Annotated in this window: 12 protein-coding genes and 1 riboswitch; of the genes, 6 read left to right on the top strand and 6 right to left on the bottom strand. The window is 53.5% G+C overall.

Going from position 1 to position 13,333, the window contains the following annotated elements; all coding sequences use genetic code 11:
- Window positions 1-27 precede the first annotated feature (27 nt).
- Window positions 28-135: riboswitch (SAM riboswitch) on the bottom strand.
- 411 nt (window positions 136-546) lie between these two features.
- From corA to RB620_RS10715, 5 genes are all read left to right on the top strand, one after another.
- On the top strand, window positions 547-1,482 hold the full coding sequence (corA, locus tag RB620_RS10735) for a magnesium/cobalt transporter CorA (RefSeq protein WP_308094156.1): 936 nt from the start codon (window positions 547-549) through the stop codon (window positions 1,480-1,482).
- Between the two features lie 130 nt (window positions 1,483-1,612).
- Complete coding sequence (locus RB620_RS10730) at window positions 1,613-2,515, top strand: LysR family transcriptional regulator (protein WP_308094153.1); 903 nt, start codon at window positions 1,613-1,615, stop codon at window positions 2,513-2,515.
- Between the two features lie 11 nt (window positions 2,516-2,526).
- Complete coding sequence (locus RB620_RS10725; RefSeq protein WP_308094151.1) at window positions 2,527-3,336, top strand: histidinol-phosphatase; 810 nt, start codon at window positions 2,527-2,529, stop codon at window positions 3,334-3,336.
- Between the two features lie 205 nt (window positions 3,337-3,541).
- Window positions 3,542-4,402 (top strand): EamA family transporter, encoded by an 861-nt coding sequence (locus RB620_RS10720; RefSeq protein WP_308094149.1) that lies wholly within the window; start codon window positions 3,542-3,544, stop codon window positions 4,400-4,402.
- A gap of 76 nt (window positions 4,403-4,478) precedes the next feature.
- Window positions 4,479-4,787 carry a winged helix-turn-helix transcriptional regulator gene (locus tag RB620_RS10715; RefSeq protein WP_308094147.1) on the top strand — a complete coding sequence of 103 codons (309 nt, stop codon included), beginning with the start codon at window positions 4,479-4,481 and terminating at the stop codon, window positions 4,785-4,787.
- A gap of 113 nt (window positions 4,788-4,900) precedes the next feature.
- Here RB620_RS10715 and RB620_RS10710 read toward each other — a convergent pair whose 3' ends face one another.
- From RB620_RS10710 to RB620_RS10685, 6 genes are all read right to left on the bottom strand, one after another.
- Complete coding sequence (locus RB620_RS10710; RefSeq protein ID WP_308094145.1) at window positions 4,901-5,458, bottom strand: helix-turn-helix transcriptional regulator; 558 nt, start codon at window positions 5,456-5,458, stop codon at window positions 4,901-4,903.
- A 4-nt stretch (window positions 5,459-5,462) separates the two neighbouring features.
- Complete coding sequence (locus tag RB620_RS10705; RefSeq protein WP_308094143.1) at window positions 5,463-7,031, bottom strand: MDR family MFS transporter; 1,569 nt, start codon at window positions 7,029-7,031, stop codon at window positions 5,463-5,465.
- 134 nt (window positions 7,032-7,165) lie between these two features.
- Complete coding sequence (locus tag RB620_RS10700; RefSeq protein ID WP_308094141.1) at window positions 7,166-8,359, bottom strand: MFS transporter; 1,194 nt, start codon at window positions 8,357-8,359, stop codon at window positions 7,166-7,168.
- A 314-nt stretch (window positions 8,360-8,673) separates the two neighbouring features.
- Window positions 8,674-9,438 (bottom strand): succinate dehydrogenase iron-sulfur subunit, encoded by a 765-nt coding sequence (gene sdhB, locus RB620_RS10695; RefSeq protein ID WP_308094139.1) that lies wholly within the window; start codon window positions 9,436-9,438, stop codon window positions 8,674-8,676.
- 2 nt (window positions 9,439-9,440) lie between these two features.
- Window positions 9,441-11,198: a succinate dehydrogenase flavoprotein subunit gene (gene sdhA, locus RB620_RS10690; protein ID WP_308094138.1), complete on the bottom strand. Its 1,758-nt coding sequence runs from the start codon at window positions 11,196-11,198 to the stop codon at window positions 9,441-9,443.
- A 25-nt stretch (window positions 11,199-11,223) separates the two neighbouring features.
- Complete coding sequence (locus tag RB620_RS10685) at window positions 11,224-11,895, bottom strand: succinate dehydrogenase cytochrome b558 subunit (protein ID WP_308094137.1); 672 nt, start codon at window positions 11,893-11,895, stop codon at window positions 11,224-11,226.
- A 434-nt stretch (window positions 11,896-12,329) separates the two neighbouring features.
- On the opposite strand from RB620_RS10685, the gene RB620_RS10680 reads away from it, so the two are divergent.
- On the top strand, window positions 12,330-13,232 hold the full coding sequence (locus RB620_RS10680) for a LysR family transcriptional regulator (RefSeq protein ID WP_308094135.1): 903 nt from the start codon (window positions 12,330-12,332) through the stop codon (window positions 13,230-13,232).
- Window positions 13,233-13,333 lie beyond the last annotated feature (101 nt).

Below are 13,333 nucleotides of genomic sequence, written 5' to 3'. Positions count from 1 at the left end.
TCTGCTCGGAAAAGAAGCCGTCCGCCTCTCTCATCTCTCAGAAACATCGCTGTTTCCGCAAGAATTAGCACCGTGCTTATTACGCCGGTTGCCGGGCTTCATCGGGCTAGTCCCTCCGCCTGCTCTTGATAAGAAAGTAGTCTATTCAATTGTTGCTTGCTTAATTAATTTACACTTTAATGCATTCCGTTATTCCCGTCAAGAACCTCTTTTGCATAAGATAATATCCAGCAGCCAATCAGGCAAGAACGTCGACATATTTGTCCTTGAATGTTCGTCGGCGGCAGGAGTATACTAGACAAGGATTGGACTTATATTCGACAAAATAAAGGAGTGTATGCGGATCATGGAAGGCGATAGACCTGAGCCCGACCCGATATCCAGCATGGACGCTGGCAGGATGTCCCAAGCGAAGCAATGCCCCTTCGAATACCCGTACGCTCCGTCATCCACATAAAGCTTAGCGGAATGTAAGGCACAGCGAAGAGCCGCTGCCCCGTCCTGGGCGCCAGCCCGTCTCCTGCAACACGAGAGGAGAAACTGCCTATGAAAATCAGACATGTAAAAAACGGCATCTTTACAGCGGTGGAAAATATCGAGGAAACGTTGGTCCAGCCTGCCGAAGGCTTCTACTGGATCGATGCCGATGTGGAAGACCTTGCCGTATTGCAGCCGCTGTTCGGCATGCATGACCTCGCCGTCGAGGATTGCATGCAGGAAGAAGAACAACGGCCCAAAATCGAAATTTACGAACCGCATTATTTTATCGTCATCAATAGCATCCGGTTCGACGACGAGGAAATTTTCCTTCGCGCGCTGAACATCTTCCTCGGCCGCCATTACATCATCACCGTCACGAAGCAAAAAATCAACGAGCTGCGCACGCTGAAGCCGATTCTATGGGAGCAAGAAGTGTGCCGTCCCGATCAGTTTCTGTATTATCTTGTCGACCTCGTCGTCGACAGCTATTTCTCCGTCGGCGACCGGATCGACAATCGGATCGAGACGCTTGAAGAAGATATTCTGATGCATACCAAGAAGTCGCATCTAAACGAAATCATCGGTCTTCGCGGCGAAATTCTTTGGGTGAAGAAGGTGCTCGGGCCTCAGCGCGAGGTAATCTTCACGCTCAACAAGAAGGAGCTTAAGCTGATCGACGACCAGCTGCAGAAATATTTCAGCGACGTCTACGAGAACGCGCTGAAGATCGCGGAATCGTTCGAGACTTACCGCGACCTGATGGGCAACTTGCGAGAAGCCTACCAGTCCAGCCTGTCCAGCCGCGCGAACGAAATCATGCGCGTGTTCACCGCGATTACGACGATCTTCATGCCGCTCACATTCCTGACCGGCATCTACGGAATGAACTTCGACGATATTCCCGGCCTTCACTACAGGTTGGGCGCCTATATCCTGCTCGCGTTCATGCTGATGCTCGGCTTCGGAATGTTCTACATTTTTCGCAAAAAAGAATGGCTCTAGCAGCTTCGCTGCAGAGCTTTTTTTGTTTACGGCGAAATGATTTCCTATTTTGCCCTCATTGGCGTTATTAGCTATAATGATGGTATGGCTAGTGTTCGTTCGGCACTGTCGAGAGGGGGAATAACTGGACATGAACATGAGTCAGCTGGAAACGTTGCTTACCATTTCCAAGACGATGAGCTTTCGCAAGGCAGGGGAGCTGCTTAACCTGACGCAACCGGCGGTCTCCGCTCAGATCAAGAGTCTGGAGGACGAATTCAAAACCGTATTGATCGACCGCAACCAGCCAGTGACGCTTACCGACCATGGCCAGGTTTTCCTCGAGCATGCGGAGCGGATCCTGTCAATCGTGGAAGAGCTTAAGCAGAAGCTGGATGATTTGCAGCAGACGCCGCAAGGCCATATATTGCTCGGGACGACGTCTTCGATCGCGATTCAAATTTTGCCTCGCGTATTATCTTATTTCCAGAACCAATACCCGCAGATCAAAACAACGATTCATACGATGCCTTCCTCGCAAGTCATGACCAGCGTGGAGAACGGGTCCGTCGACGTCGGCATCACCTATCTGACGGAGAAAAACCCGAATATTGCCTCATCGGTTCTTTATTACGACACGTTCGAGCTCGTCGTATCGCCCGACCACCCCATGGGCGGATTGACGCATACGACTGTAGACAAACTAAAGGATATTCCCATGATCATGCTTGCGCCGGATACCCTCGGACGAAGGTTCGTCGATGCCATCTTCCGCAAGTACAACATACAACCCAATATTGTCATGGAGCTGTCCAGCAGCGAGGAGATCAAAAGGATGGTTGAGATCGATCTAGGCGCGGCCATCGTATCCAAGAAGTCCATTCTGACGGAGCTGAAGCTTGGAACGCTCAAGATGATCAAAGTCCATGAGCTTGAATTGACTCACCCGGTAGGCGTCGTCTACAAGTCCGGCAAATATCTCAATACCGCCATGCAGCAATTCCTAAGCGACCTGAAAGGGATGCCGGAACATCAATTCATCAGCAGCGAGTAGGAGTGATTGCATTGAAATTCGATTTACATACCCATCATCTCAGATGCGGGCATGCGGACGGCAACATCGAAGATTACATCATCGCCGGCATAGACGCCGGACTGCAAGCGATCGGCATCTCGGATCATTCTCCATACTTCTACCATGAAAAGGATCAACCTTCGCCGGGCATCGCGATGGCGAGAAGCGATTTCGCGAATTACGTCGATGAGGTGCTCCGCCTGAAGCATAAGTACGAGGGACGGATCGAAGTGCTTCTCGGCATGGAGTCGGACTTCTTTCCCGAGTACGCGGAGGATTACCGCAAAGCGTACGAAGGCGTACCTTTCGATTATTTGATCGGATCGGTCCATCAGGTCGGAGGCGTCAGCATCTTCAATCGCAACCGGTGGAAGAACCTTCACGAGTCGAAACATGTGGAGGAGAAACGGAGCTACTACGATCTGATCAAACAATCGGCGCGGAGCGGCATGTTCGACATTCTCGGCCATATTGACGCGATGAAGGGCTATTACCCCGCTTTCTCCGATATCCCCGCCCACGCGGAGATTGACGATTGTTTGCGCACCATCGCGGAATGCGGCGTTTCGATCGAGATTAATACGTCAGGAAGCACCAAGGACGTCGGCGGCTGGTACCCATCGGACGATATTCTGGAGAGAGCGCTCCACTTCGGGGTAAGGGTCACGTTCGGCTCCGACGCCCATGTGCCGAGCAGGGTCGGAGACGAATGGGAGCTTGTAGCGAAGCGGCTGAAAGAGATCGGATTCTCGCAATGGGTGTTTTACCGGAACCGCCAGCCAATCAATGTGCCTTTATAAGCGGATTGATCGTTAGCCGGATGCATGGGGCGTTATTGTCCTCGCGCATCCGGCTTCTTACTGCGAACAAAAAAAAGTGGACCCGCCAGCGGCAGGTCCCAATCGATATATGAAAAGGGGGTCTTGGATCTATCTTAACCCCGGCATGTAATCGGAGTGTCACAGCAACATTTCAATTGTGTAACAAATTTCGGGAGCGTGGATTATGTTGTGGTTATGGACAGCCATCGGCAGTTCGGCGTTGTTCGGCTTAGCCGGTTGGTGGATGAAAGTGTCCCAGATGAACGGAGGCGCGACACGCTTTCTTCTGCTTGGCTTATATGCGGCGGGTGCGGCGGGCTTCGGCATCCATGCTTGGTTCGAAGGAACGCTGACCTTCCATTGGCTTGGCGATCTGAGAATATGGGCCGCGGGTCTATTGATCGGAGCCGGCTCCGCTTGGGGCAACGCTTTGTTCATGGAAGCTTTGCGTTATGGACCTGCCAGTCTGACATCGCCGCTGACTAATATGAATATCGTGCTTGTTGTGGCCGTGTCCACCTGGTATTACGACGAGCCGCTTTCCTTGGCGCAAGCCTTCGGAATCGCTTTGTTACTGTTGGCTGTCGTATGTATTGCTTATAGGCGGAAAGAACCTATGACGATCAAGGAACGAAAGTGGTTCCTGCTCGTCGGGCTGGCCATCCTGTTATTCGCATTCCGGAACGGCGGATTGAAGGTAACCGACGAGCTCGGCCTGCCGAACGCGACGATCCTGTTCATCGCATATGGCTTATCGCTGCTCTGGTTCTTGATCCCAACTGGCGAATCCGGGACGGAATCGAAAGCCGCGCGGCTTACGGGCTTGCGGCTCGGTCTGCTGGCAGGGGTATTCAGCTACGGCGGTCTTCAATTGTATGCCATCGCCATCGCGACCGGACAAGCCAATCTGGCGGCGCCGATCTTCGCGACGAACGGTCTCGTCATTGCCGCGGGCTCCATCCTGCTTTATAAGGAACGGCTCACGATAATTCAATGGGCGGCTTTCTTATGTTTGATCGGCGGACTGATCGTTATCCGGTTGTAAGCGCTGGCACATGCTGGCACTTACTTTTTGTTCGTACATATGCTACAATGTAAATACAAAAAGCGGGGTGATTTCGGTGGATTATTCGACAATGTGCCCAAGATACGAAGCAGCGGCGGATTTGTTAGGGAAGAAGTGGACGGGCAGAATTATACGGGTGCTGCTTGGCGGTCCGAAGAGATTCAAGGACATGAAAGAGCAAATTCCCGAGATGAGCGATAAAATGTTAACCGACCGAATGAAAGAGCTGGAGACGCTTGGCATTGTGAACCGTCAAGTCTATCCGGAGATGCCGGTGCGGATCGAATACGAGCTGACGCCCAAAGGGCGCGATCTGCAGCCCGTCATCGAATCGATCCAAGCATGGGGCGAGCAGTGGATGTAAGCGCAGCAACTGCCTAGCATGCCAGCGGCAATTGCCGCAGAACGGCAATAACCGCCAAGGACCTGGTCCTTGGCGGTTTGTTTGTTATGGCGTTATTCACTCGCCAGCAGGGGCTATAAAGGCTTAGGCTCGAATAGCCTTCCGTTCCTCGCTTCCGCGATGATTTCGTCCAGCCACTCCTTCTCTGCCAAGCTGAACTTCAGAATGCCGCGCAGTAAGTGGATCGAACCTCGCGGCAGCGCCCCTTCCTTCAACTTCTGGACGGATTCCATTAACGCGATTCGCTCCTTGCATGCCGTCAGCTGACTCTCCAAATGACGGAGCGTGCGGTCCCGATCGCCATGCCGAATGAACGGCAGAGCCGGCAAGACTGGATGCTGCGGGAAAGCCGTCTCTCCCAGCTGCTTGTTAAGCATCCGGTTCAGCGCCTCCCTGCCTTTGTCCGTTATGCGGTAAATCGTTTTGTCCGGCCTGTTCTGGCCGGAAATCTGCACGACCTCCGCCGCTTCGATCATGCCTTCTTCCCGAAGCTGATCGACCGCGTAATACAAGGAGCCGTCGCGCACATTGAAAGTAACATGCCAATTCCGGGCTTTTATCGTCTGGCGAATGTCATAGGGATGACGATCCTGCTCCATCATCAACCCCAGAACGAGCAGCTTTACGGACATCGTGTTATCCTCTGCGCAGCGACGGCTCTGCCGGATGTCCGCCGCCTTCCTGGCCGGAAGCGGATGGGGACGCAGCGGATTTCATTCTGGCGCTGCCCATTAGAATCGCGAACACAAGCGCCGCAATCGGCAGAATAGCCGACCATTGGAACACTTCGATAATAGAGTCGGCCAGCTTGCCAAGCAAGGAGGTTACCAAATCCTCACTTAATCCCATCTGCGCTTGCACGGCGGGATCCAGCAGCGCTTGGCCGCCTTTGATCTGCTCCGCGAACGCCGGGCTCAGATCTGGTACCTCTTCGAGCCCCGACTGGAAGCTCGATTTCTGAATGACGCCGAATACGGTTATGCCGAGCGCGGAGCCGATCGTCCGGAAGAACGTAATCAAGGACGTGGCCGAACCTTTGGATTGCGGCGGTACGGCGCTAAGCGCGGAAATATTAAGCAATGAGAACGAAACGCCCATGCCGAGACCGATAACGATCATATAAAGCGTAATGATGCCTCTGCTCGTCGACGTGTCCAACCCGTAACCCAGCAGCAGCGTGCCGGCGAGCAGCGTCAAACCGGAAATGACCATGACGTTGCGGAATTTGAATTTGTCCGCGACGCGGCCGCCGATCTGGCTGCTCACGACGACGGCCAGCATCATCGGAATAAGCACGGTGCTTGTTTCCGTGGCCGTCTTGTGGAAGACGCCCTGGATGAAAATCGGGATGTACGTCGCGCCCGCCATCATAACGCCGCCGTAGAACAAACTGATCATCATGCTGCTCGTGAACACCTGCCTGCCGAACAAGCCGAGATTAACGATCGGATCCTTGGCTTTCGTCTCCGCGTACAAGAACAAGGCGAGCAATACGCCCGCGCCCGCGAACAAGCTGATCGTTTGCGCCGACCCCCAAGCCCAGCCATCCGTGCCGCCGAGCTCCAGTCCGAACATCAGCAGCAGAATGGACGTCGTCAGCAGAATCGCGCCCGCCCAGTCGATGTATTGTTTTTTAACTACTTTCGATTCATGGTAAGCTTTGAGAATAAACAAAAACGACAGGATGCCGATCGGTACGTTAATGTAGAAAATCCAGCGCCAGCTGAAGTTGTCCGTAATGGCTCCCCCCATGATCGGACCGAATACGCTCGAAATGCCGAATACGGCCCCGAACAAACCCATCATTTTGCCGCGTTTCTCCGCTGGGAACATATCGAAAATAATCGCGAACACGATCGGCATCAACGCCCCGCCGCCGATCCCTTGAATGGCGCGATAGATGATCAATTGCTCCATGTTCATGGCCGTTCCGCACAGAATGGAGCCGATCACGAACAAGCCGAGTCCGAGCAGGAAGAACCTGCGACGGCCGTACATGTCCGACAGCTTCCCGAAGATCGGCGTCGCCACGACCATCGCGATCATATAGGCCGAGTATACCCAAATAAAATATTCGAACCCGCCCAGCTGCTTGATGATCGTCGCCATCGCGGTCGATACGATCGTCTGATCCAGCGCAGCCATGAATAACCCCAACATTAGACCCGCTACGACTAGCTTCGTGTTGCTTTTATCCGCGTCCATCTTCTCACCTATCCTTCTTTCGTTCGTTATCCCTATTCACAGATTATACTCAAATTTGAGTAATATACAACCTCAAATTTGAGTATAATTCAGACCGCAGACTGGCACGGTACGGCGTATGGTATAGCATCGGTCTAATTCGACTTTATTGGCTGGCGCTCCTTCCATACTGTCGTAAGAAGCAGGCCAATGAAAATGACGACGGCGGCAAATAAATACGGGAAGTTGATATCGACGTCGAACAGCATGCCTCCGAGCGCCGGACCCGCGATGTTGCCCATGCTCGTATACGTGGAATTCATCCCCGCGACATAACCTTGTTCCTTCCCTGCCGCTTTGGATAAGTAAGAGGTTAATGCCGGACGAAGCAAATCGAACGCAAGGAAGATGAAGCAAGTCACCGCGAGCACCAACAAGAATCCGTCGACCATGGTGGATAGAACCGCCAAAACGGCGCCAGCGACCAAGCAGAGCTGGATCAAACGTTTCTCCCCGATTTTCTCTACCATCTTCCCGAACAGGAACAGCTGCACGATAACGCCGAAGACGGCGCTTATGGTAATGATGGCCGCAATGTCCTGCGGACTAAATCCGAATTTATGATCGGAGAACAAACTAAATATCGTCTCGTACGCGGACAAGCCGAACGCCAGGACGAAAACGATCAGAAAGGCGATAAAATAATCCGGCCGGAACGATTTCTTCAAATCCCCGAAGAAGCTGGATTCCTTTGTTTGCCCCGCAAGCTCCGCAAGCTGCTTCTTGGTCATCGGTTCCTTCAATAGGAACAACGATACGGCGCAAGCGGCGAAGGCGATTCCCGCCGCCAAATAAAACGGCAAACGGATGCCGTGCTCCGCGACGAAACCGCCAATGCCCGGTCCTATAATGAAGCCGGTGCTGATCGCGGCGGATAAATACCCCATCGCTTGAGGGCGTTCCTCGACAGTCGTAATATCGGCCAAATAGGCTGTTACCGCCGGCATGACGAAAGCGGCGCTGACGCCTCCCAGCAATCTGGATGCGTACAACACGGAGACATGTTGCCCTAGCCCGAAGAGCAGCTCCGAGACCGCGAATAGAAACAAACCGGCCAGAATCATTTTTTTCCTGCCGTACCGGTCGACCCATCGTCCGGAAATCGGCGACATGAGAAGCTGAGCCACCGCGAATACCGCAACGAGATACCCCATTGTTTTGCCCGATAAGTTCATTTCTGTCATAATCGACGGCATCACCGGAACGACTAGCCCGATGCCAACGAATGCAATGAAGATGTTGCTGAGAAGAATAACGATAACTGCTTTTTGTTGTTTGATCGGTTTCATGAATGTAATCCCTCTGCTGTTTGAATTTCTCGAAAGATGGCCTGCGAGATTGCTTAACGAACGTTCGTTAACTATCTTATCAGGCGCAACTTTTTTTGGCAACCCGCTTGTCTCCCTCCGAATAGTATCCCCCGTTAGTCTTCCCGCGATTGACAAGGATGCGCAAATTGCTTATGATAAAATCGACTGCTATGATAATAATTATCAATATCAAATAGGCGCAAAAAAAGCCCCGCTGCGGTTGTCCGCTTGCGAGGCCTTGATATGCCGGCTGCCCATGAAATAGGCAAAACCTGCGATGACGAGACGCTGGATTACATGCCAAGCCATTTTTTGAAAAGATGTGTGGTGGTGTCCTTGTTCATCGCCGCGATGGATGTCGTCAGCGGAATGCCCTTCGGACACGAACGCACGCAGTTCTGCGAGTTGCCGCAGCCTTCGATGCCGCCGTCCGTCATCAGTTCGTCGAGACGTTCTTCCTTGTTCATCTCGCCCGTAGGGTGAGCGTTGAATAGTCGAACCTGCGAGATCGCCGCAGGACCGATGAAGCTGTTGCGGTCGTTCACGTTCGGGCAGGACTCCAGGCAGACGCCGCATGTCATACACTTGGACAGCTCGTACGCCCATTGGCGCTTCGATTCCGCCATCCGCGGTCCGGGACCGAGGTCGTATGTGCCGTCGATCGGAATCCATGCTTTGACCTTCTTCAAGGCATTGAACATGCGCTCGCGGTTGATGACGAGGTCGCGGACGACCGGGAACGTGCGCATCGGCTCCAGACGAACAGGTTGCTCCAGCTGATCGATCAGCGCGCTGCATGCTTGGCGAGGTTTGCCGTTGATGACCATCGAGCAAGCGCCGCATACTTCTTCCAGACAATTGGATTCCCAGCAGACCGGAGACGTCTTCGCGCCGTCCGCCGTCGTCGGGTTTCGCTGGATTTCCATCAAACCGCTGATGACGTTCATGTTCGGACGGTAAGGCAGCTCGAACTCTTCCGTGTACGGCTTAGATTCCGGCGTATCCTGACGGGAAATGATAAACTTAACGGTTTTGGATGCTACAGTCGTTTCGGCCATCGTTATTCTCCTTTCTTCTTTTCGGTCGAGTAGTCGCGTTTGCGCGGAGCGATCAGGCTAACGTCAATGTCCTCGTAGGAGATTTTCGGCCCGTCCGGCGTCCAGTCGGCGATCGTCGACTTCATGAACTGATCGTCGTCGCGTTCCGGGAAGTCCGGTTTGTAGTGGGCGCCGCGGCTTTCGTTCCGCATCAAGGCGCCGAGCGTCATCGCTTCGGAAAGCTCAAGCATGTTCCACAGCTGGCGCGTGAACGCCACGCCGGCGTTGTTCCATTGCGCCGTATCGTTAATGTTGATGTTCTGGTAACGCTGCTTGAGTTCCTTGATCTTGCCGATCGTCGCTTCCAGCTTGTCGTTGAACCGAACGACGGTCATGTTGTTCGTCATCCACTCGCCAAGCTCTTTATGAATGACATAAGCGTTCTCCGTGCCGTTCATGCCGAGAATGCGGTTGTACTTCTCGGTATGGCGTTTCGTATCGCGCTCGAATACGGACGAGGCTACGTCTTCCGCCGACTTCTTGAGACCCTTGATGTACTCGACCGCTTTCGGACCGGCTACCATGCCGCCGTAGATTGCGGACAGCAGGGAGTTCGCGCCGAGACGGTTCGCGCCGTGATATTGGTATTCGCATTCGCCTGCCGCGAACAAACCTGGGATATTCGTCATTTGGTTGTAGTCGACCCACATGCCGCCCATGGAGTAATGAACCGCAGGGAAAATTTTCATCGGGATTTTGCGAGGGTCGTCGCCCATGAATTTCTCGTAAATTTCGATGATGCCGCCGAGCTTCACGTCGAGTTCCTTCGGATCCTTATGGGACAGGTCGAGGTACACCATGTTCTCGCCGTTGATGCCAAGCTTCTGGTCTACGCAGACGGAGAAGATTTCGCGAGTCGCGATGTCGCGCGGAACCAGGTTGCCGTAGGCCGGATACTTCTCTTCGAGGAAGTACCAAGGCTTGCCGTCCTTGTACGTCCAGATCCGTCCGCCTTCGCCGCGCGCGGATTCCGACATGAGGCGCAGTTTGTCGTCGCCTGGGATCGCCGTCGGATGGATTTGGATGAACTCGCCGTTAGCGTACTTGACGCCTTGCTGGTACACCGCGCTTGCGGCAGTTCCCGTATTGATAACCGAGTTTGTCGTTTTGCCGAAAATAATACCGGGGCCGCCGGACGCCAGAATGACCGCGTCAGCGCGAACGGTATGTACTTCCATGGAGCGCAGATCCTGTGCGGATACGCCGCGGCAAACGCCGTCGTCGTCAAGCACCGCGCCCAGGAATTCCCAATGCTCAAATTTGTTAACCAGACCCGCTGCTTCCCAGCGGCGAACTTGCTCGTCCAGCGCGTACAGCAGCTGCTGGCCTGTCGTAGCGCCGGCGAAAGCCGTACGGTGATGTTTGGTGCCGCCGAACCGGCGGAAGTCGAGCAATCCTTCGGAAGTACGGCTGAACATGACGCCCATCCGGTCCATCAAGTGGATAATGCCAGGCGCGGCTTCGCACATCGCCTTGACCGGCGGTTGGTTCGCCAGGAAGTCGCCTCCGTAGACGGTATCGTCGAAGTGCTCCCACGGGGAGTCGCCTTCGCCCTTGGTGTTCACCGCGCCGTTGATGCCGCCTTGCGCGCACACGGAGTGGGAACGCTTGACCGGCACGAGGGAGAACAGGTCAACGTGGATACCGGCTTCCGCTGCCTTGATCGTTGCCATTAGGCCGGCAAGGCCGCCGCCGACAACGATAATTTTATTTTTTGCCATTACGCTTCGCTCCTTGTCTTCGAAACTAACCGATATTCGTCCATGTCAAAGCGGCATTCGCAGCTTCTTTGAACTCGTCGCCCATGAACGCTACCAGCGAAAGAATGAACAGGGCGGACACGATGACGAACACGCCCATGCAAATGTAGGAAGAGATACGCTGAGCCTTCGGTCCGATCGTGATGCCCCAGCTGATCAGGAACGCCCACAGGCCGTTGCTGAAGTGGAACACGGCAGCCAGCACGCCGATGACGTACAGCACGAAGTAAGTCGGGCTGGTGGCGATGTGGTTCATCGTGGAGCCGAGCTCCTCGTGCGTAATATTGCCGAGGTAGACCTGCATGCGCGTCTGGAACACATGCCAGAAAACGAATACAAAAGTAATGACGCCCGTTACGCGCTGCGCCGTGAACGCCCAGTTGCGCCCATACTTGAAGCGTCCCGTGTTGGAGTTCGACTGGTATGCGACATACAAGCCGTAAATACCGTGGAACAACAACGGAAGATAGATCGCGAATATTTCAAGCAATGGCAGCAGCGGCAAGCTGTTGATGAAGTGAACGCCCTTATCAAAGCCCTCCGGCCCCCGCTCAAACGCTTGATAATTCGTGAGTCCGTGCACAACAATGAACCCGCCCAGCGGAATGATCCCCAGGAGCGAGTGCAGCTTGCGCGAGAAATACGAATTTCCTTTCATGTTTCCTTCTCCTTTCAAGACTTTAAGAGGTTGTTCAAAAAGTCCGCTTCCCATTACGATGTAATCCTAGAAGCTTACTCGACATCGAATATTGAATTCAGCCGAACTTAAGCATATGCTTTCGAAGTATGTTTCCTCCGGAAACATTGCGGTTGCTCACGTAGCTCTGCTACGCTCCGCTACTCAGTTTCTAGCTTCATTCAATCTTCTCGGTACTGATAACCGAACTTTTTGAACTCTTACTTAAACAACTTAAACAAACCATTCTACATTTTAACGCCCGCTCGTACCCCCGTCAACAAAAGTCGACACACATTTGCCATACTTCCATCCTACTCCTTTTCAGCTTATAATGGAATTGCATATTTTTTATAATTTCTTATAACATAATGATATAAGAGATTTTATTACCGGCTAAAAAGGAGTCTTATGGCATGTACGACGAGATCGACGTTTTCCGCGTCATCGTGGAGCAATCCAGCATGAACAAAGCATCCGCGCTGTTAAACCTGTCTCAGCCCGCGCTATCCCGCAAAATCGCCAAGCTGGAGGACGAGATCGGCACCCAGCTGTTCCGGCGCGTCGGCAAGCGTCTCGAATTGACCCGAATCGGACAGCTGACTTACGAATACGCGCTGGAGCTAAAGCAGCTTCATCGCGCGTTTCTCCACAACGTCTCCGAATTTACGGCGACTGGCCGAACTTCGTTGACGATCGGCGCCAGCCTGACGACCTTGCAGACGACGCTGCCCGACCTGATCCAGCGGCTGACGTCCACCCATCCCGAATTCGACATCAAGGCGGTAACCGGCAAAACGCATGAAATCGTCTCGTATGTCCGGGAGCATAAAGTCGACCTCGGCGTTGTCGCCTCCCGCATCGACGATCCGTCGATCCGCTGCGTCTCGCTATTCGACGACCATCTGCTGCTCGTCCTGCCGCGCAACCATGTCATCACGGATAAGGGCGACCTGCGAATCGACGATTTGAACGGCCTGCCGATGATCCTGTTCTCGAAGGGCACCTGGTATCGGATCTTAACGGACGAGCTGTTCGATACGCATCGGATTTCGCCGGACGTTCGGATGGAGATTGACTCGTTCGAAGCGATTCTCAGGCTTCTCCATACCTGCCGCGCGGCTACCTTGCTGCCGAAATCGTATATGAGACAGCAGCTGCTCGAGGATAACGATCTGATCGTCATGCCGATTCGCGAGCTGGAGGAAGCGAAACGAACGACTTCGCTCATTCATGTCGATCCCGCTTCCCTTAGTCCATCGGTCAGGCTGTGCATCAACGAAATTTCGGCCGTCTTCGCGCAGCCGCCGTCTAAATAGTTATTTCCATAATAAATGCTATTGAATCCGATCGCGGCGAGTCCGATTCGCGGGAAACAAGTCGTTGGATAATTTCCCCAACAATGTGATAAGGTAATGGG

This window comes from Paenibacillus sp. LHD-117, from assembly GCF_030929555.1.
Lineage (GTDB): Bacteria > Bacillota > Bacilli > Paenibacillales > Paenibacillaceae > Pristimantibacillus.
The sequence above is the reverse complement of the archived record's forward strand: the minus strand, read 5'-3'. Positions and strand labels throughout refer to the sequence as shown.

What these genes read in the sequence shown, in the direction of transcription:
- corA (WP_308094156.1), top strand. Translation starts at nt 547, where the DNA reads ATGAAAATCAGACATGTAAAAAACGGCATCTTTACAGCGGTGGAAAAT.
- RB620_RS10730 (WP_308094153.1), top strand. Translation starts at nt 1,613, where the DNA reads ATGAACATGAGTCAGCTGGAAACGTTGCTTACCATTTCCAAGACGATG.
- RB620_RS10720 (WP_308094149.1), top strand. Translation starts at nt 3,542, where the DNA reads ATGTTGTGGTTATGGACAGCCATCGGCAGTTCGGCGTTGTTCGGCTTA.
- RB620_RS10710 (WP_308094145.1), bottom strand. Translation starts at nt 5,458, where the DNA reads ATGTCCGTAAAGCTGCTCGTTCTGGGGTTGATGATGGAGCAGGATCGT.
- RB620_RS10705 (WP_308094143.1), bottom strand. Translation starts at nt 7,031, where the DNA reads ATGGACGCGGATAAAAGCAACACGAAGCTAGTCGTAGCGGGTCTAATG.
- RB620_RS10700 (WP_308094141.1), bottom strand. Translation starts at nt 8,359, where the DNA reads ATGAAACCGATCAAACAACAAAAAGCAGTTATCGTTATTCTTCTCAGC.
- sdhB (WP_308094139.1), bottom strand. Translation starts at nt 9,438, where the DNA reads ATGGCCGAAACGACTGTAGCATCCAAAACCGTTAAGTTTATCATTTCC.
- sdhA (WP_308094138.1), bottom strand. Translation starts at nt 11,198, where the DNA reads ATGGCAAAAAATAAAATTATCGTTGTCGGCGGCGGCCTTGCCGGCCTA.
- RB620_RS10685 (WP_308094137.1), bottom strand. Translation starts at nt 11,895, where the DNA reads ATGAAAGGAAATTCGTATTTCTCGCGCAAGCTGCACTCGCTCCTGGGG.
- RB620_RS10680 (WP_308094135.1), top strand. Translation starts at nt 12,330, where the DNA reads ATGTACGACGAGATCGACGTTTTCCGCGTCATCGTGGAGCAATCCAGC.